Origin of the sequence: Paraburkholderia sp. BCC1886 (assembly GCF_900996245.1) — a bacterium.
Lineage (GTDB): Bacteria > Pseudomonadota > Gammaproteobacteria > Burkholderiales > Burkholderiaceae > Paraburkholderia.
Genome location: NZ_CAAJGK010000037.1, coordinates 58610 through 77649 on the forward strand (window position 1 = coordinate 58610; position 19040 = coordinate 77649).

Annotated in this window: 19 protein-coding genes; 15 read left to right on the forward strand and 4 right to left on the reverse strand. The window is 61.2% G+C overall.

Annotation, left to right across the window (positions count from 1 at the left end; genetic code table 11):
• The first annotated feature begins 123 nt into the window (after nucleotides 1-123).
• Nucleotides 124-2055, forward strand: a complete 1932-nt coding sequence (locus FQ746_RS06720; protein WP_186310658.1) for a YhgE/Pip domain-containing protein — start codon at nucleotides 124-126, stop codon at nucleotides 2053-2055.
• Nucleotides 2056-2247: 192 nt separating this feature from the next.
• Nucleotides 2248-3270 (forward strand): phosphatase PAP2 family protein, encoded by a 1023-nt coding sequence (locus FQ746_RS06725; protein ID WP_144108162.1) that lies wholly within the window; start codon nucleotides 2248-2250, stop codon nucleotides 3268-3270.
• Here the strand turns inward: FQ746_RS06725 and FQ746_RS06730 are convergent.
• A complete protein-coding gene (locus tag FQ746_RS06730) occupies nucleotides 3248-4102 on the reverse strand; it encodes an alpha/beta hydrolase (protein WP_144108163.1) in 855 nt (284 codons plus the stop codon). The genes FQ746_RS06725 and FQ746_RS06730 overlap by 23 nt on opposite strands.
• A gap of 127 nt (nucleotides 4103-4229) precedes the next feature.
• On the opposite strand from FQ746_RS06730, the gene FQ746_RS06735 reads away from it, so the two are divergent.
• The 6 genes from FQ746_RS06735 (at nucleotide 4230) to FQ746_RS06760 (ending at nucleotide 9584) form a co-directional block, all read left to right on the forward strand.
• On the forward strand, nucleotides 4230-5015 hold the full coding sequence (locus FQ746_RS06735; protein ID WP_144108164.1) for an AraC family transcriptional regulator: 786 nt from the start codon (nucleotides 4230-4232) through the stop codon (nucleotides 5013-5015).
• A 143-nt stretch (nucleotides 5016-5158) separates the two neighbouring features.
• Nucleotides 5159-5623, forward strand: coding sequence for a RidA family protein (locus FQ746_RS06740; RefSeq protein WP_144108165.1), 465 nt, complete (start codon nucleotides 5159-5161; stop codon nucleotides 5621-5623).
• Between the two features lies 1 nt (nucleotide 5624).
• Nucleotides 5625-7013 (forward strand): adenylosuccinate synthetase, encoded by a 1389-nt coding sequence (locus tag FQ746_RS06745; protein WP_144108166.1) that lies wholly within the window; start codon nucleotides 5625-5627, stop codon nucleotides 7011-7013.
• Between the two features lie 6 nt (nucleotides 7014-7019).
• Entirely contained in the window at nucleotides 7020-7631 is a 612-nt protein-coding gene (locus tag FQ746_RS06750) for a pyridoxamine 5'-phosphate oxidase family protein (protein WP_186310659.1), read from the forward strand.
• Nucleotides 7632-7784: 153 nt separating this feature from the next.
• Nucleotides 7785-9155: an MFS transporter gene (locus FQ746_RS06755; RefSeq protein ID WP_144108167.1), complete on the forward strand. Its 1371-nt coding sequence runs from the start codon at nucleotides 7785-7787 to the stop codon at nucleotides 9153-9155.
• Between the two features lie 66 nt (nucleotides 9156-9221).
• Nucleotides 9222-9584: a translation initiation factor Sui1 gene (locus FQ746_RS06760; protein WP_144108271.1), complete on the forward strand. Its 363-nt coding sequence runs from the start codon at nucleotides 9222-9224 to the stop codon at nucleotides 9582-9584.
• Between the two features lie 508 nt (nucleotides 9585-10092).
• Here FQ746_RS06760 and FQ746_RS35110 read toward each other — a convergent pair.
• Nucleotides 10093-10425, reverse strand: coding sequence for a hypothetical protein (locus FQ746_RS35110; RefSeq protein ID WP_260853918.1), 333 nt, complete (start codon nucleotides 10423-10425; stop codon nucleotides 10093-10095).
• Here FQ746_RS35110 and FQ746_RS06765 point away from each other — a divergent pair.
• Nucleotides 10409-12190, forward strand: a complete 1782-nt coding sequence (locus tag FQ746_RS06765; RefSeq protein ID WP_260853919.1) for an arabinofuranosidase catalytic domain-containing protein — start codon at nucleotides 10409-10411, stop codon at nucleotides 12188-12190. The genes FQ746_RS35110 and FQ746_RS06765 overlap by 17 nt on opposite strands.
• Nucleotides 12191-12303: 113 nt before the next feature.
• On the opposite strand, the gene FQ746_RS06770 is transcribed toward FQ746_RS06765, so the two are convergent.
• Nucleotides 12304-13491: a DUF4919 domain-containing protein gene (locus tag FQ746_RS06770; protein ID WP_144108169.1), complete on the reverse strand. Its 1188-nt coding sequence runs from the start codon at nucleotides 13489-13491 to the stop codon at nucleotides 12304-12306.
• A 220-nt stretch (nucleotides 13492-13711) separates the two neighbouring features.
• Here FQ746_RS06770 and FQ746_RS06775 point away from each other — a divergent pair, with 220 nt between their 5' ends.
• Both FQ746_RS06775 and FQ746_RS06780 read left to right on the forward strand, forming a co-directional pair.
• On the forward strand, nucleotides 13712-14452 hold the full coding sequence (locus FQ746_RS06775) for a dienelactone hydrolase family protein (RefSeq protein WP_144108170.1): 741 nt from the start codon (nucleotides 13712-13714) through the stop codon (nucleotides 14450-14452).
• 120 nt (nucleotides 14453-14572) lie between these two features.
• The gene (locus FQ746_RS06780) at nucleotides 14573-14941 is read left to right on the forward strand and encodes an NUDIX hydrolase (protein WP_144108171.1); all 369 of its coding nucleotides are present in this window, start codon (nucleotides 14573-14575) and stop codon (nucleotides 14939-14941) included.
• Nucleotides 14942-14944: 3 nt separating this feature from the next.
• On the opposite strand, the gene FQ746_RS06785 is transcribed toward FQ746_RS06780, so the two are convergent.
• On the reverse strand, nucleotides 14945-15652 hold the full coding sequence (locus FQ746_RS06785) for an MgtC/SapB family protein (RefSeq protein WP_144108172.1): 708 nt from the start codon (nucleotides 15650-15652) through the stop codon (nucleotides 14945-14947).
• 147 nt (nucleotides 15653-15799) lie between these two features.
• Here FQ746_RS06785 and FQ746_RS06790 point away from each other — a divergent pair, with 147 nt between their 5' ends.
• The 4 genes from FQ746_RS06790 to FQ746_RS06805 all read left to right on the forward strand — a co-directional run bounded on the left by FQ746_RS06790 (nucleotide 15800) and on the right by FQ746_RS06805 (nucleotide 19033).
• Nucleotides 15800-16243: a DUF2231 domain-containing protein gene (locus FQ746_RS06790; RefSeq protein WP_144108173.1), complete on the forward strand. Its 444-nt coding sequence runs from the start codon at nucleotides 15800-15802 to the stop codon at nucleotides 16241-16243.
• On the forward strand, nucleotides 16236-17555 hold the full coding sequence (locus FQ746_RS06795) for a PQQ-dependent sugar dehydrogenase (RefSeq protein ID WP_144108174.1): 1320 nt from the start codon (nucleotides 16236-16238) through the stop codon (nucleotides 17553-17555). Before FQ746_RS06790 ends, FQ746_RS06795 begins: the two co-directional genes overlap by 8 nt.
• A gap of 149 nt (nucleotides 17556-17704) precedes the next feature.
• Nucleotides 17705-18652 carry a metallophosphoesterase family protein gene (locus tag FQ746_RS06800; RefSeq protein WP_144108175.1) on the forward strand — a complete coding sequence of 316 codons (948 nt, stop codon included), beginning with the start codon at nucleotides 17705-17707 and terminating at the stop codon, nucleotides 18650-18652.
• A gap of 36 nt (nucleotides 18653-18688) precedes the next feature.
• Complete coding sequence (locus tag FQ746_RS06805; protein ID WP_144108176.1) at nucleotides 18689-19033, forward strand: cupredoxin domain-containing protein; 345 nt, start codon at nucleotides 18689-18691, stop codon at nucleotides 19031-19033.
• Nucleotides 19034-19040: the final 7 nt, after the last annotated feature.

A 19040-nucleotide genomic window follows, 5' to 3' on the forward strand; every position in this document is an offset into this window, starting at 1 on the left:
GCCGGGTTTTGCACGCTACCATGCCCGGGGCCGCTTGCCAGACGGCCCGAGAAGGCCGGCGACGAAGCTTGACGGCGACAAAGCATGACGGCGCCCCGATGCGCTCTCCAGGGAAGCGATAAATTGCATCTACTCCATAAGACCATCGAAGTGGCGAAGCACGAGTTGCGGCTGTTCGGGCGCTTTCCGCGCCTGCGGATATCGGTGCTCGGCATCGTCCTGATTCCGGCGCTCTACGCCTACATCTATATCCAGTCCGTTTGGGATCCGGCCAGTCGCACCGTCGATCTCTCCGCGGCAATTGTCAATCTGGATCGCGGTGCGACGGTGCACGGCACGTTCGTAAATATCGGCGACGGTCTCCAGCATCGTTTGAAAGAGAGCGGCACCTTCGGCTTCTACGATGCGGCGAGCGCCGACGAAGCCAAAGCCCGGGTTCGTCACGGACACAGTCTGTTCGCGTTGATCATCCCCGAGCGTTTCAGCGAAGCGGCGGCGAATGCCGCGAGCGCAGGGGCCGGCAAGCTGATCATCTTCACGTCGGAAGGCAACAACTATATGGGCGCCGGTATCGCGAAGCGCTTCGCGACCGAAGTGGCGTACAAGGCCAACGAGACACTGAACGAAGCGCGCTGGAAAGTCGTGCTGCAGAACATCGCGCGTTCGTCGACGGATCTCGAACGGTTGCGCGACGGCGTGGCGCAACTCAAGACCGGTGCGAACGCGCTCGACGCGGGCATCGGCGAGGCGCGCGACGGGAGCAGGCAACTGGATGCGGGCGCGCATCGCTTGTCGGGCGGCGTGACGCTGCTCGCCAACGGTGTGAAGCAACTGCGCGACGGGACGCGTCTGCTCGAATCGAAGAGCCCTTCGTGCGCCGATTTGCAGACCATCAAGGCAGGCGCGCAGCAACTCGCCGCCGGGCACGTCACGCTGCAGGAAGGCCTCGTCAAACTGGACGACGGCGCGCAGCAACTTGCGCAGGGCTCTGCGTTGCTCAGAGACAGCACGCGGCCGATTCCGATAGTCGGTGGAAAAATCGCGGATGGCGCGAACCGGTTGTTCGATGGGGCGACCCGACTCGAGAGCGGATTGAACCAGGCGAAGCAAGGGACCGCGCGTCTCGCCGAGGGTTCGCACCGGCTTTCCGACGGCGTAACCCGGCTCGCCGATGGCTTCGGCGCGTATGCGTCGGGCGTCTGGCTGATCGCATCGAAGTTTCCCGACGACGCGAAGCTCGACCCGCTTCCCGCCGGCAGCGAACGTCTCTCCAACGGAGCCGACGCGTTGACGCACGGTCTCGATCGGCTGAAAGACGGCTCGGCGCAACTCGCGCGCGGCATCGAAACCTTGCAGAACGCGCTGCCGATGGATGTTCCCGCGTTGCCCGGCACGGCGAGCGGCCTGGCTTCGTCGATTAGCCCCGACGTGGAGATCGACGCGCCAGTGCGAAACAACGGCACCGGCTTCGCGCCCAACTTCATTCCGGTCGCGTTGTGGCTCGGCGCGGTGTTGACGACGTTCGTGTTCTATCTGCGCCGATTGCCGCGCGATGTCGAGCAGCATCCGCGTGTTGCGCTGTTATTGGGGAAACTGTTTTTGCTGTGTTGCATCAACCTCGCGCAGGCGGCGTGCATTCTCGCCATGACGCGACTCATGCTCGATATGCAACCGGTGAGTGCCGTGGGTTTCGCCGTGACCGTTATCGTGACCGGGCTGACGTTTCAGCTGATTATTCTTTTCCTGATTCTGGCATTCGGAGATTTCGGCCGGGCTGCGGGTTTGATTCTGCTGATTCTGCAACTGTCGGCGGCAGGCGGCATTATTCCTATCGAGCTGACCAGCGGATTTTATCGCGCGATTAGTCCGATGCTGCCGTTCACCTGGGCCGTGAAGGCGATTCGCGCGAGCGCGTTCGGCGCATTTTCCGGGGACTGGCAGACTGGCGTGGGCATCGTGCTGCTGTTTGCCGTGGGCGCGCTGGTGCTGGCTTTCTTCGCGGGGAGATGGAAGTTTGCGGAAGTCGAGCATTATCGGCCCGCGCTGGATATCTGACACGGATAAACCGCGGTTTATTCGAACGATTTCTGGCACTCACCCTAAAGTTATAATCGTACCTGTCGTTATGATTGCAGGTGACCTGACGCCGGATATAATGGCGCTCCCCGAGTTGGGGTAACTCCTTAAAAACAATCATCCCGGAGTTGGCCCAAACATAAAAAACCATAATATGCACAGGTATTGGCCATGCCTCGAAGCAATGCAATCGACTTTCGTTTTAGCCATCCACGCCCCTCTTTCACGAAGCGATATCTGTCCGGATGGGCCGTCACCGCAATTATCCTGACGCTCGATCTGGTGTGGCTATCGTTGAGCCACCGATATGTGAAGTGGGTCAGTGTCGAAGTGGAAGCCAAAGAACTCGGCGTTATTCTTTTCTCGATTGCCGCACTCGGCGTCGTGCATCGCATTCCGCGCTATCGGCCTGTCACGACCCGATTGCGCTATGACGCGGTGTCGAAAACGATTGCCTGGTACCTGCTGCTGATCTGCTTCTCGACGTGCATCGCCATTCTGTCCTACCTGTGCGTGACCCTCGATGCGCCGCTCGTTGACGGCGGGCTGGTGCGTTTCGATCGCACCATCGGGTTCGACTGGCTCGCCATGTATCAATGGGTTCAGGCACACCGGTACTGTCTCGCCATTCTGTCGTTCGCGTATGAGAGCGGCCGCTGGCAGTTGCTTTTCATCCCCTGCATTCTTGGACTTTTTGGGCGCAGTGAAGATATATCGGAGTTTCTTTCATTGTTCATGGTGTCGAGCGTGCTGCTTCTCGTCGTGTCGGCACCTTTTCCTGCCGCGAGTGCGTTCGTGCATTTCCATGTCACGGCACCGAACACCGTCTCGACCGTCTCGGACTTCGCCATATTGCGCGACGGCTCGATGCGGGTATTCGACCTGACGGGTATGCAAGGGCTCGTGTCCATGCCGTCTTTTCATACCACGCTGGCCGTTATCTTCACCTACTCGCTTCGGCGCTTGCCGCGGTTCTTCTGGTGCGCCGCCGTATTGAACACGGTCATGCTGGTGTCTACGCCGACGCAGGGCGGCCATTATCTTGCCGATGTGTTCGCCGGACTGCTGCTCTCCGCGATCACGATAGTGTGCGTGCAGGCGAGAGGCCGCTTCGCCACCGGCGTGAGCGGCTCTTCCAATCGGTGCGTGCGCTCGCAGCCGCGCTTCGACTTCAACCGCCCATCATCCCGATGACGGCTTGCGACAGCGCGCCGCCCACTTCGCCGAGCCGATCGACCGCGTCGAAATGGTGGCCGTCGCGTTGACGCACGATTTGCACGTCGAGGCCGTGGTCGTTCAGCAGTGTCTGATATTCGGCCTGCAACCGGTGGAACTCGTCGGACTCATCGCCGCCGACGGTCAGGATGAACGGCAACGCGGTCGCAGGCAGATGAAACTTTGGACTGAATTCAGCGACTTCCTGCTCGTCGAGTTTGACCGCTTCGTTCAGATAGCACAGCCGGATCGGTTCCAGATCGTATAAGCCGCTGATCGCGCAAGCCCCCTTGACGACATCGGCGGGCAGGTCGTGCGAGCCCCAGTCGGTGCCGGCCAGAATCGCCGTCAGGTGACCGCCCGCCGAGCTTCCCGACACGAAGATCGCGTCGCGGTCGAGGCCGAGCGCATTGGCGTTGCGATAGAGATGGGCGATTGCCTGAATGTTATCCAGCACGATGTCGCCCATTCGCACGGACGGTGCTAGCCGGTAGTTCACCACGGCGACATTGATGTTCGCTTCCAGATAGGGACGGGCGACCGTGCTGAAGTCCGACTTGTCGAGCGATTGCCAGTACCCGCCGTGAATGAAGACGAGGACGGGACGTCCTCGGTCCTTCGCGGGGAAGAAATCCAGCGCCTGCTTTTCATTCGTGCCATAGCGAACATTTTCTTCGACCGCGTGCTCGCGGCGAAAGTCGGCGCTCGTTGCCGACCAGCGCGCGAAGATGTCCAGGTGATCCGGAATTCCGGCGCGGACATTGTATTGTCGATCCAAAGCCTCTTGATTAAACGAGCGGTAAACCGGCATTCTGTACCTCAATGAAAGTGCGTTGCTGGAGTAGGCGAACATTGCGCGTCCGCGTCACTCCGTAAATTACAGGTGCCGTGGGCTGGCTTGCTCGCGTGCAAGTGACAACATCAATCGAGGACACGCCATGTTCGGCAAGAGCGAAGACCGGGACGACTATCAACTCATCGAGCGGCCCGTGGGCGGTATGGCGCGCGATCTGCCGGACCGGTTCTTTATCGACAATCACGAGCACCGGCGCGGTCAGCTGATCTATGCGTACGCGGGCGCTATCCTCGTCACCGCCGAGGGCGGCTCGTGGGTCGTCCCGCCGCAACGTGCGGTGTGGGTTCCCCCAGGGGTGCGTCACTGCATGCAGGCGGTCGGACGCATCGAAATGCGTACGCTTTACTTCGACCCGGAGCGCACACCGCTCGCCTCCACGGCATGTTGCGTGGTGTCCATCTCGCCGCTGCTGCGTGAATTGATCGCCGCTGTCGTCAAGATGCAGGTCGACTACGACGAGCAAGGCCGCGATGGACTCGTCGTCGAGTTGCTGTTTCAGGAAATCAGGCCGCTGCGAATCGAACCGCTGCATCTGCCCATGCCGAACGACCCACGCATCGCACGCATTTGCCGCTGGATCGTCGCGAATCCGGCAGAAGAGACCTCGGTGGCATCGTGGAGCAAGGTGGTGGGCGCGAGCGAGCGCACGATCATCCGTCTGTTCCCCGATGAAACCGGCATGACCTTCACGCGCTGGCGGCAGCAGGCGCGCCTGCTTGCCGCTGTGCAGATGCTGGCCAACGGTCGCCCGGTGACCGACATCGCCGCGGAACTCGGCTACGACAGCCCGAGTGCATTCAGCGCGATGTTCCGCAAAGCGTTGGGCAGCAGTCCCACGGAATACTTTCGCCTGACCGGCGACGACTGAGGGCCGACGGCTTACGCTGGATGTGCCCGGTTCGAATAATGGCGTCAACGCGACGAATCTCGTCATTCTCGCGAGCGCCGGCTGAACGTGAATTGTCCATAGTGACCGTGAATGCCGCATGGGCGGCAAACCCAGGAGCTGTGATGACGATTGATGACCGCCTTCGTGAAGCAGGCATAACCCTTCCGACACTCGATATTCCCGCGGCCGCTTTTCGGCCCTACGTTCTGCATGACCGTCAGTTGATCGTGTCGGGGCAGTTGCCCGTGCGCGACGGCAAGGCTTTGTTCACCGGCAAGGTGCCCGACCGCGTGTCGGTGTCGGATGCGCAGAGCGCGGCGCGCCTGTGTGTCGTCAACATCCTCGCGTGGGCGCACCACGCGACGGACGGCAATCTGGGCCGCATCCAGAAGGTGTTGCGACTGGGTGGCTTCGTCGCGACCTCGGAAGGTTTCGCGGATGCGCCGACCGTGATCAACGCGGCATCCGAACTGGTCACGCAGATCTTCGGCGAGCGCGGCGCGCACGCGCGGATCGCAATCGGCGTGGCGAGTCTGCCGCTCAATGCGCCCGTGGAAGTCGAAGCGACGTTTGCACTGGAGCCATGAGATGGGCCACGGCTCCGGATATGCGGACGTACTGGTCGGACTGCAGTATGGCGACGAAGGCAAGGCCAAGATCGTCGACCTGCTGGCCGATCGTTACGACGTCATCGCGCGCTTCAACGGCGGCGCCAATGCCGGGCATACGATCGAGACGCCGCGAGGCTCCGCGAAACTCATGCAGGTGCCCTCCGGTGCATTCCATCCGGGAAAAATCCTTTATATCGGCTCCGGCTGTGCGGTCAATCTCGTCAAGCTCGCCGCCGAAATCGAAGCGTTGAACGCACAGGGGGCGGGGCTTGCGGGTCGGCTTTTTATCAGCCATCGCAGCGCGCTGGTTCAGCCAATCCATGTTCTCGCTGACCGCGCGCAAGGGCAGCACATCGGGACTACGGGCAACGGCATCGGACCGTGTTACGCAGACCTCGCCGCCCGGATGCGCGGTGGCAAGCGGACAGCAATGCAGTTGAGGGATCTGATCGACGGCGAAGCGCGCGCTTTCGCAATAATGCAGGCCAACACCGAGTCGAACGGCTTTCATGCGAACCTCGACGTGGACGCATGGACGGCACAGTTTGCTCCGATGAAGGCCGCCTGGAAAATCGTTCGGCCATTTGTTTCGGAAGACGATTTATTCCTGAACGACAAGGTGAGCGGCGGCGCGCGAGTACTTTTCGAAGGTGCGCAATCCGTGATGCTCGACGTTGTACACGGCGATCAACCGTTCGTCACGTCCAGTCATACCGGTCCGTCGTACGCGTATGTCGGCGGCGATCTGTCGTGCAGGTTTCACCGCAAATCGATTGGCGTGCTCAAAGCCATCGTCTCCCGGGTGGGTGCCGGTGAATTCCCCGCCGAGCTCGGCGGCACGCGCTCGGCCCGGTATTGCGCCGATGCCGCGTTGAACGGAGTCGGACAGATAGAAGAGCGGGAGACGCTCGATGTCGACGCGTTGCTCGCGTCCGGCGACGACTTCTCGACCGGCATGGCGCTGCGCGTCCTGACCGGAGAATACGGCACGGGAAGCGGCCGTCCGCGACGGATCGGCCTGCTCGATCTGGCGCAGATTCGACGTGCTGTCGCTCTGCATGGAATCGACGAGTTGTTCGTCAACAAATGCGATTGCCTGACGCATTTCACGAGGACGGAAAAAGGCGTCGTTCCAGTGATTGCCGGCTATCGGAAGGGACCGGCCGGGTCCGAACCTGTCATGACTGACTTTCCCGGCTTCGCTCCATTGAATCGCGCCGCCGTGCCGGCTTCCAGTTTGCCCGCCAGTCTCGCGACCTTGCTGCGATACATCGAAGAACAGGCAGGCTGTCCGATAGTCGGCGTCGGCGTGGGTCCGGCCCGCGGCGACAACGAGCCCTTTTCTCCTTCACTTTTTCATTCGTAGATCGACATGACTCCCACCTATTTGCGCGACGAGATGCGTCGCACGGACCTCGCATGGACCGATTGGCCCGCCATCGAGAACTTCCTGAAAAACGAACTGATTTGCCGCGTGGCGGTTCACGATGAACCGTATCCTTATATCACCGCGCAAAGCTTCACCTTCGTGGGCGCCGCGTTTCTGATCCACTGTTCGCGGTTCGGCAAATTCGCGGCGGCCATCCGGGCGAATCAGCATCTGACCATCGAGATCGATCGGCCGGTGGCGTTGTTGAAGGCGCCTAAAGGGCAGAACACGAGCCTAGAGTATTACAGCGTGATTGCTCGCTGCCGCGCGCAAATTACGCAGGTCACCGGGGAGGTGATCGCGCATCAGAATCAGGCGCTCGACAAGTTCCGGCCCGAGAAAGACTACACGCCGATCGAGGATGGCGCGGCCAGTCAGATCATCGCCATGCGTTGCGTGATCGACGAGATGACGGCGAAGAAGCGCATTCTCGCGGACGGGCAGTATTCGCCGCCGGGTCAGCCGCAGGCTCCGTATATCCGCTATCCGTTCGCCGCCGGCGCGACGTTGTCCGGCTTACCCGAGGACGCCTTCGACAAGAACCGCTTCAAGTAAAACCAGACTCGTTTTTCAACTTGGCGTAGACGCGATACCCGACGGCATTTTCACGTGAGCCACCGTTCTTTTGGAGTTCGATAGTAATCGAGCGGCACCGCCCCATGCGGTGCCGTGACATGTCGAATCGACTCATGAGAACGGGAGAGACGTATGAAGATGACAGGGGTGGAAGTGGTGGGCGGCAACGTGGCGGGTCGTCTGGAGCGGCTGCCGGTGTGCGGCTATCATCGCATGCTGTTCGTGGTCATAGCGCTGGCATTTTTTTTCGACAACATCGATCTCGCCACGATGACCTTCGTTCTCGGTTCCATCAAAAGCGAGTTCGGCTTGAGCAGCGCACAGGCGGGCATGCTGGGTAGCGCGAGCTTCGCGGGCATGGCGCTAGGCGCATTGTGTTCCGGCGCCGCGGCCGACCGCTTTGGCCGCAAGCCCGTGTTCCAGATCAGCATGGTGGTGTGGGGCATCGGCAGTTATCTGTGCTCGACTGCCGGGGACGCCACCTCGCTAGGGTTGTTCCGGCTGATACTCGGCGTGGGGATGGGAATGGAACTACCGCTCGCGCAGACCATGCTGTCGGAATTCATTCCCGCCAGATCCCGCGGACGATATCTCGCCATGATGGACGGCAACTGGCCATTGGCCTTTATCTGCGCGGGACTGCTTTCTTATTACGTGCTGAGCGCCCACGGCTGGAGAACGCTGTTTCTGATCGAAGCGCTACCGGCGGTGTTTCTGTTCGCGGTGCGCCGCTACGTTCCCGAATCGCCGCGCTGGCTCGAATCGCGAGGCCGTCACCAGGAAGCGGAGAAGATCGTCGCGCGTATCGAGCGAACAGTGATGACGCGTCTGCGGTTGTCCGCATTGCCGCCCGCCAGTGCTACCGCGATCGAGTTGCGCGACGAGCAGGGGCTCAAGGTACTGTGGTCGAAGACCTATCGAAGCAGAACGCTGACAGTCGGCTCGCTCTGGTTTTTTTCGCTGCTGGGCTTCTACGGTTTGAACACCTGGCTTGGCGCGCTGCTCCAGCAATCCGGGCTTGCCGTGACCAGGTCGGTTCTGTTTACCGTCTATATTTCGCTGGGCGGCGTGCCGGGCTTTCTATGGGCGGCATGGGCGGTCGAGCGATGGGGACGCAAGCCGACTTGCGTCATCACGCTGGTGGGCGGCGCGGTCATGATCTTTGTCTTCGGCCGGATTTCACATCTGAACCCGAGCCCCGCTGCGTTGATCGCAACCGGCGCGCTCATGCAATTCTTCACCTTCGGCATGTGGGCCGTCCTCTACACGTACACGCCGGAGTTGTACCCGTCGCGAGCGAGAGCGTCGGGGTGCGGGTTCGCCTCGTTTCTCGGGCGCATCGGTGCGCTGATCGGACCGACGGTGGTCGGCCTGATCATTCCGCTATGGAAGAACGACGGCGTGTTCGTCTTCGGTGCGCTGTGTTTTCTCGTCGCAGCGCTCGTGGTGATGCGGTTCGGTATCGAGACTCGCGGCAGCACGCTGGAAAGCGTGTCGGGTTAGTGCCCGAACGCACCTGCTAAACTCGGCGCGATTTTCAGCCCGGCATTTCCAGGTGTGTTCTCTATGATCAAGAGCAATTCGAAAAGCGGTCTCGTCTATTCCAGCGAGACGGGCCGTATGTGTCCCAACTGCCGGCACGCCCTTGCCGACTGCGTATGCAGGAGCGCGGCGGCGAAACGACCGTTGGGCGATGGCGTGGTTCGAGTGAGTCGCGAGACCAAAGGCCGTGGCGGCAAGAGCGTCACGGTCGTCAAAGGACTCGCGCTCGACGGGCTTGCGCTGGCTGCATTAGGCAAGCAGTTGCGCACGGCTTGCGGATCCGGCGGAACCGTGAAGGACGGCGTGATCGAAGTACAGGGCGATCACTGCGAACGGATTATCGAAGCGTTGAAGAAACACGGTCATAGCGCAAAGCGGGCCGGAGGCTAAGATTCGCCCAAGGGCTCTCGGCCCAACGCAGTTGAATAATAAATATAAAAATATTATGCATAATATCTGGGCCGATTCCGGCGCCTGGCTCTCGTCTATTCGCCACCGCGACGTCCCGTCCGCCCATTCCCAGTCTATTCGATGCCTATTTGGCGGGCCGTCGCCAGCAAGACCAACCCGTAAGGGTATTTCCCTAACAAATAAATCGATATTATCGATTAATAATATTACCAACCGGCCTAAGCGCTCGATGGCCTGTTGCACGACAACGAACGGAGACGACAATTGCAAGCCGCGCAGAGCGACCGCTCCTGGTTGCGCTGGGTCATCGCGCCCGGCCGCCTGAATCGAGCGCTACCGCAGACACGATCCGCGGCCAACCGGTGCTTGCTGACTCTCCCCTCCTGATTCCCTAAACGGCGTCGCGCTTCCTTGAGCGACACGCCCGGGCAACCTGTCGCCTGGCGATTTCTTCACGGTATTTTGCGTTCCTAACAAGCATCGCGCGTCACTCACGACGACCGATAAAAATGGAGGAGATAGTGATGTTCAGAAGAGCCGGATTGCTTTCCGCAATACTGATCGTGCCTGTCCTGATTGCCGCGTGTAGCGGCGACAACAATTCCCCGAATCCAAATCCCAGCAGCAGTAGCGGAGCCTCGGCGCCGGCGACAACGGGCTCCACCTCGCCCGCGAGCGGCACTACGACCTCGGACCCCGGCAACCCGGGCGGCGGCACGACCACCGGGTCGACCACGCCGCCTCCGCCGCTTCCTTGCGATGCCGCCGCGACCGCGGGCACGGCCTGCGTGGCCGCGCACAGCGTGACACGACTGCTCACGGCGAACTACACCGGTCCGCTGTTCCAGGTTCAACGGGCTTCGGACAAAGCCACGCAGGACATTTACCCGTACGTGGCGTCCACACTGCCGAGCGGCGCCGATTCGAAACTGCTGGGCTCGGCGAACGTGAATAGCGCCAACACGTTCTGTAGCAACACCACCTGCACGGTCTCGACCATTTACGACCAGATCGACCTGGTTGCGCCGTTGAAGGGTGGCGCGTTCGGTAACGTGCCGGCCACGCTGCAACTCAACACGGACGGCACCAGATCGCTGATCGTGACGACGGGTGCGGCCGGTTCGCAATCGACGACCACGGTCCCGGTCCTCAACGGCTTTGCCACGATCACGCTGCCGGGGACGAGCGGCTCGCTCACCGTTCAGGTGCACACCGCACCGACGCTCACGACGACCTCGCCGACGCTCGCGCTGACCATCGGCAACGACTTGCCCGCGCTGTCCGGCGGCCAGGCGGCGCTGAGTTTCAGCACGCTCTCGCAAGGCGTGCTGATTCCGGCATTGGGTACGGTGGGCGGACAGGCGTATCGCAATCGCATCGGCACGGTGAACCAGTCGATCGGCGACTCCGAGATCGCTGAATACATGGTGGCGGGCGCGCAATACGGTCCGGTGTCTAGCTGCTGCGGCACCTACGGCAACATGGAAGACAGCGCCGACCCGAGCACGTATGCCAAGGGCGAAATCGAAGGCGAGATGTTCGGCCTTGCGTTTTCCAGCGGTAACGCCGCGGTGTTCGGTTACTGCGACGGCTTCACCGGTGTGGCGCCGACCAGTTCGGGGACTTGCAAAGGCGTGAACTGGCCGGGTGTGGATGCCGAAGCCGGTGTCTATCTGTACGGTCCGCAGCAGCCCGCTAACGCGAATTTCGTCACGGTGTTGTCCAAATACTCGCCGGTGGGTCAATCGAACCTGTTCGCGGTGAAGAGCGGGGATGCATCGCAGAGTGTGCTGACGCCGGTCTACGACCAGGCGCCGCCCGAAGCGCTCAACTTCTTCGTCGATGCCGGCCACGCTTTCAATGGACAGTGGCAAGGCGGCTTGTCGCTCGGCGAAGGTGGCGACGGCAGCGCGGCGCCGATCCAGTTCTACGAAGGCGCGATCATCGCGAAGTCAACGGCGAACGCAACGGACGACGCCATTCAGGCGAGCATTGCGAGCTTCTATGGTCCGCCGGCCGACACGACTGCTACCGCCTGCTCGGCGAACAACCTGATCAACTCGCCGTTGAGTCTCGCATCGTCGAATGCCTGGACGCAGGCCAACGGCGCGACGGCTTCGCCGGCGACGGACATTTCGGGTACCAGCACGTACGCGGCGACGTTGACTAATGCGAACGGCAACTCGATCTCCAACATCAACGAGTCGATTCGCGTGCAGGGCGGTCAGACCTACACCTTCACCGACTATGTGCTGGCGACGACCAACGCAACGGTGTTCCCGGGCGGCTCGGTTCAGACCGACGGTTCGGGCGGCGCGGAATTCCCGTGGGTGCTGAACACGAACACGGGCGCGATCGTGCAGGGTACGTGGGGCTCGGGTAAGGCGACGTCGCTGACCGCGGTCAAGGTCGGCAACTGGTGGAAGGTGACAATGGTCTTCACCGCGAATGCCGGTGCGAACAATGCCCAGGTGTTTATCGATCCGCCGACTTCGAATGGCTCGGGCGTTCGTTCGACGCAGCCACAAGGCGTAGCGGCGACGCATTATTGCCCGAGCCTGTCGATTCCGTCGGCGGGGGTGTAAGCGCGGGGGATGCGTTGACTTGGCGGAACCCGGAGACGGCGGACAGGTGGCTAGCTGCCTGTTCGCCGTCCGGATTTACCGGCTCGAACTTTCATGACGGGCGCAATGACCCGCTATTGGGACATAGCGCTCTCTCTTGCAAACAATTGGCTGACTTCGAAGTAGTAGGTTTGTTTGCTGTTGTCGGTACCTTCCGCCTCGAGCAGATCATATCGACGGTCGTCTTTCTGGATCAGGCTTTGCCGCGTCACCCGCATTTTCTTCGCATGGACCCACGCGTATTCTTCCGATATCGCGACCACATGCACTGCTGACTCCGGCGTCAAGCCATTCCCGCTGCGAGCGATATCCTGAGTGATTCCGAACAGGTATAGCCGGGCTTTGTTGTGTTCGTCGGTCTTGCCCACTTTGCCTAACAGAAAGCTATATGCCGAGATGAAGTCGAATATCGGAATGTCCTCTATCGGGCGTACGCGTCCCACTTCGCCAAGCTTCGCGAGCGCCGCGCTGAAGTCGCCTTGCTGGGCGAGTTTCAAAGCTTCACGCGTCGAGATAGTGCATAGCTGGATCAAAGCCAGATAGTTGAAGCCGGTGTCATTCAGGAATCTAACGCGTTGTTCATGAGCCTGTGTGATCGCAGCCTGATAGGTCCCGTTGCTGGCGGAGACGGTAACCGGCGCGAAGACATCGTCTGTCAGATGGTTGAATACCTCCTGCAGTCGTGGCGTGAACCGGAAGTAGGCGACGGCCGACGCGCCAGCCGACGCCGCGCTGGAATAGGTGACGGCCTGAAGGTTCTGTTCGCGATAAACATAGGGGCTAACGTGGTCGATCTTCGCCCCTCGGGAACGCGTCCACTCGCCGATTTCGTCGATGGTGATCACGCGTACCGGATCGTCGGGCGTCGCACCACTTCCTGTTTCACGTTGAAGAAGTTCCGCCATCGCGCCCGCGCGGTCGTGACAGCCGGCGGCGTCCGCGGGTCGTGATAGCTTCGTATAGATGCGTTCGCAGAGCAACTGCACATCCAGGCTGGGAAATTGTTCCAGCGGAGCATATTTCTCTAGCGTCTGTAACCGGGCAATCGCTTCCTGGTCGTTGCCTGCCTGATCCATGGCATATGAATCGCGAACGGTCGACTGGATGTCTTGCGATAACACGCGCAAGTCAATGCCGCTGTTCTGGGCAAACGCCTGTCTTTGCGACTGGAATTGTTCGACGATCGATGTTTGAGTTGCAGCGAAACACTGTGCGGACGTTGCAATGAGCAATACGCCGGTCAGCCATTGCGACTTGCGCATGGAGTTCCCCCTGGTCTGAAATCGCTACTCGCTGTGCTGGTGACATCGTTTTTATAAGGGCAGCGTGATGTCGACGCAAATCACGCGAGGATGCTATCACGACCGTCCACGCCGGACTCGGCCGGCGATCGCGCATTCGCTGCAATAAGGGTTTGGAAAGAAAAGCGGCCCGGCTCGCAATCGGTTACCTTAGCCGGCATGCCCGTCCAATGGATCTCCCATGCATACCGAACAGTTGACCCTTCGAACCGCCGACGGCGAATGCCCGGCCTACGTCATGTCTCCCGAAGGCCGGGGTCGCTGGCCGGCGATAATCTTTTACGGCGACGCGGGCGGCATCCGGCCGGCGATGCTGGAGATGGCCGGAGGACTGGCCGACGCCGGCTACGTCGTGTTGCTCCCCGACCTGTTTTACCGCTTCGGCTCATATGGGCCGCTGGTTCCGCGAGAAGTCTTCGCGGGTGACGTCGGCGCCATTCTCGGCCCGCTAATGGCGACGACGGGAGTCGACAAGGCGTCTGCGGACACCGACGCTTTCCTCGCCTATCTCTCGACACGCGACGATATTCTGAGCATCAAAACCGGCGCCATTGGCTTTTGCATGGGAGGCGGCTTCGCTATCGGTTCGGCGGCTACCCACTCCGAACGTTTCGCCGCCGTGGCGAGTTTTCATGGCGGCAATCTCGCGACCGATGCGCCGACCAGCCCACACCGGCTCGTGCCCGGTCTCGCTGCGCAGGTGTATATCGCGAGTGCCGACAACGACGAAACCTACCCGCCGGCAATGGCTGCGCGTCTCGAAGATTCACTGGAGAAGGCGGGCGTGCAGTACCGCGCGGAGGTTTATCACGACGCGTTGCATGGCTGGATGGTGCCTGATTTCCCGACTTACGACCTGACGGCCGCCGAACGCGGCTGGCAGGCGGCATTGGCCTTATTCGAACGGACCTTGCGGGATTGACCATTCACGTCCGTTTCAGAAAGCGGATATTTGGATCCCTGGATAAATCGATTACTGTCCGTCATACTGGCGCACCGAACGCATCTCGCGAATACCTGAAACTGATAAGGGGGTCCCGGTTTGAAAAAGCGCGCCACCGTGATCTGTCGCCGAGGCAAGCGGATCCTCCTGGTCGCACGCAGCCAGTCGAAATGGGCGTTGCCCGGCGGCATACTCAAACGCGGAGAACATCTGGCGGACGCGGCGCTGCGCGAACTCAAGGAAGAAACGCATCTGTCGGGGAAGGCCGCCAAGTATCTGTTCGACCTGCGCGGCAAGCAGAAGCATCACCACGTGTTCACCTGCGAGATTCCGACGCGCGCCAAAGCGCGTCCAAGCAACGAGATCGCAAGGTGTCGCTGGGTCCACTTCGACGACATCCCGCGTCTCATGACCAGCGGCCCGACGACCGACATCGTCAAGCTGATGAACCAGCGTCGCAGGAAATAAGCTTCAGTCGGCGGTCGACCACGCGGCGGCGTGGTCATGACGCTCGACGATTCCGCTCAGAAGCTGCTCCACCGCATTGCTTGCGAGTGGGGCTCGCCATTTAATCTCAAAACGTTCTTCCACCCGCGTGGTTGCCGGCACCAGCCGAACACCTTGCGATTTCGCGTCGCAGGCGTGCGCGTTCAACTGCTCGATCAAGCGGGTTCTCGTGTCGGTCGATCGGTCGTACTCGATCGTCAGCGACGCTTGCCGGTGCCTGGGCAACCGCCTTTCGAGCAGGCCGAGAACGAGCAAAACGAGAATGCCGAGCAATAGCGCCGTCATCGCCAGAGCGATCTGCCCACCACCCGCACACAGACCGATTACCGTCACGAACCAAAGCGTAGCGGCCGTCGTGACGCCTGTCACGAGGCCATCGCGCCGCATGATCGCGCCGGCACCGATGAAGCCGACGCCGGACAGAATGCCGAGCGGCAAACGCATCAGGTCGAGTTCGACGAACGAGCCATCGGGTTTACCAGCCTGCGGCAGCAGCACGTTGACCTGAAGCATCGCGATGCATGCGGCGAGGCAAACGAGCAGCGTCGTGCGCAAGCCCGCGGCCTTGCCGGACTCGCCACGGTTCAGGCCGATCACCACGCCCGCTGCCAACGCAACGGCCAGTCGGAGCACCACGTCTTGCCAGCCTACGGTCAGGGTCATCGGGTTCATGCGTATTTCCTGTGAGGGATGTCCGTCAACTCGCAAGTTGTGTTCCGCAGCATGACGTGACGTTTGGTGAGGCAGGTATGCCACCTGCTAACAGATGAGAAGCAGCAATAGGAGCAGAAGCGCCCCCACACGAAAGAAGGATCAACCATGGTTCCATCCGCCCCCAACGAACGATCGAGATTCGCGACCGCGATTTTCGATCTGCTCAATCCGATTCCTTTCGGACTCTTTGTCGGCACACTCATATTCGACATCGCCTATGCGGTCAGTCGAAATGTCTTCTGGGGCAAAGGCGCCGCCTGGCTCGTCACGATAGCGCTTTTCTTCGCCATCATTCCGCGGCTCATCAATCTGGTTCACGTCTGGATCACCGCGCGCCGCGTGGTTACCGGCATCGAGCGGGGCGACTTCTGGCTGAATCTGTTCGGCATCGCCGCGGCCATCCTGAATGCTTTCGTGCATAGTCGCGACGCTTACGCGATGGTTCCGGAGAACGTCATTCTGTCGGCGATGACCGTGGTGCTGTTGAGCATCGCGCACTTCGCTCTCGGCTTCAGCGGCTTCCATTCCAGGGGCACGGCTCATGAATAGAACCCTCCTGTCCAGCGCCTGCGCTATCGCCGTCGCCGTTCTCGTGAGCGGTTGCAACGAACAGGCCACGTACGATCCGTCGAAGCAGGCCGGCGCCGAGCCGCCGCTACCGGGCGCGCACAACTTCCTGACGCCGCCGATGCAGGTGCCCAAATACGTCGGCTGGCAGGCCGGCAGCAAACCCAAGGTAGCGGACGGTCTGCAGATCGAGGCGATTGCCTCCGGGCTTCAGCATCCGCGCCAGGTGTATGCGCTGCCGAACGGCGATATTCTTGTCGCGGAGTCGAACAGTCCGGACGCCGAACCCCTGACCACGCCGAAGCAGTTGATCGCGGGCATGATCACGGCCCGCTCGGGCAAAAAGGCGAAAGGCGCCAACCGCATCACCTTGCTGCGCAAGCGGCCGGACGGAAGCGGACAGTGGGACAAATCCGTTTTCATCGATCATCTGCACTCGCCGTTCGGTATGCAGCTGATTGGCGACACGCTCTACGTCGCGGACACGGACGCGATACTGAGCTTCAAGTATCGAACCGGCGACACCAGTATTTCGGCGCCGGGCGTCGAACTCACCGATCTGCCCGACAGGATCAACCATCACTGGACCAAGGCACTGCTCGCGAGTCCCGACGGCAAGAAACTGTATGTCGGCGTCGGCTCGAATAGCAACGCCGGCGAAAACGGTCTCGACGTCGAATACCGGCGCGCGAACGTACTCGAGGTGGACATCGCCACGGGCGGCACCCATATCTACGCGGCCGGGATTCGCAATCCGACGGGACTGCAATGGGAACCGCAGACCGGTCGCTTATGGGCGGTCGCCAACGAGCGCGACGAGATCGGCGCGGATCTCGTGCCCGACTACCTGACCTCGGTCCAGGAAGGCGCGTTCTATGGCTGGCCCTACAGTTACTGGGGCCAGCACGTCGATCCGCGCGCGCAACCGCAGCGCCCCGACATGGTGGCCAAGGCGATCCGGCCGGACTACTCGATCGGCTCTCACGTCGCGCCGCTGGGCCTGCTTTTTTATAGCGGCAAGAACCTGCCCGCGCAATATCGCAGCGGCGCTTTCATCGGCGAGCATGGCAGTTGGGACCGCTCGCCATTGAGCGGCTACGAGGTGGTGTACGTTGCATTTCAAAATGGCAAACCGGTCGGTGCGCCGACACCGGTGATCAGCGGCTTCGTTTCCGATGACGATAAGCAATCGTATGGCGCGCCCGTCGGACTCGCGCAGGATCGCGACGGCGGGCTCGTGATTGCCGACGATGTCGGCAACACGGTCTGGCGCGTGACGAAGGCGGGTGGATAAAGGAATAAACCCAAAGGAATAAACCCAAAGGAATAAACCCACCGGGAATAAACCCCACGCCCCGGCAGTCTACCCATTGAAGCCAATCAATCGGGAAGCTTGCCGGATCGTCCGGCGGTCAACTTGCCGACACCGAGCGTGGGGGCACTATGCCATCGGATCGTCCTTCCCAACCGTCGCGCCGCGACGCGTTGAAGTGTCTCGCGTTCGGCGGCGTCGGCACGGTATTCGTACTGGCCGGCGGCGTCCTCAGCCCGGTAGAACTCGCGCTCGCGGCGACGACGGCCGACGATTCCCCGGCTGCCTCGGGCATTCCACTGTTCCTGCAGATCAGCGACTCGCACATCGGCTTCAACAAGGAAGCCAATCCGGATGTTGCCGGCACGCTCAAACAGACGATCGACTTCGTCAACGCGATGCCGGTCAAGCCGGCTCTCACGATACACACCGGCGATATTACGCACCTCTCCAAACCCGCGGAATTCGACCTCGCGGCTCAATTGATGTCGGGGTTGAACATCACCGAACTGCACACCGTTCCGGGCGAGCACGATGTGACCGACGGTGCCGGGACGGAGTACTTCAACCGCTTCGGTCAAGCCTCCGGCAACAAGGGCTATTACAGCTTCGACCATCAGGGTGTGCACTTCGTCGGTCTCGTCAATGTGATGCATTTCAGGCAGAACGGCTTGGGCAGTCTCGGCGATGAGCAACTCGCGTGGCTCGACGACGATCTGAAAGGCCGCTCGTCCAGCACGCCGATCGTCGTCTTCACGCACATGCCGATGTGGACGATTTACGAACCGTGGGGATGGGGCACCGGCGACGCAGGCGAGGCCATGAGCTATCTGAAACGCTTCGGCTCCGTCACGGTGCTGAACGGTCATATCCATCAGATCATGTCGAAGGTGGAGGGCAACATCACCTTCCATACGGCACGCTCGACCGCGTATCCGCAACCCACGCCCGGCGACGGGCCTGGACCGGGGCCGTTGAAGGTGGCCAGCGACCGGCTTCCCGCAATGCTCGGCGTGACCCGCATTACGATTGCCCGGCATCCGCTCAAGGCGTCGCTTGCCGACACGACGCTCGTCTGAATCGTCCGCACGCGGCCGACCATGGAGGGTCCACTCATGCTCACCACCACGCTTCGCGGCAGAGTCGCCGCTTCCGTTGGAGTCGGGATAGTCATCGCGGCGTCCAGCCATTTTTCCGTGCTGCGCGCGGACGAATCGAATACCGTCGTCATCAAGGACTTCATGTTCTCGCCGATGTCGATCACCATCAAGGCGGGCACCACCGTGACCTGGAAAAATCTGGATGGCGAGCCGCATACGGTGGTGAACGACGCCGGCGTGTTCCGCTCCGCGGCGCTCGATCAGGACGACACGTATCAGTTCCGGTTCGACAAGCCCGGCGTCTACAAGGTCTTCTGCGGCATTCATCCGGCCATGAAGGAGACCATTACCGTCCAGTAGGACGTTG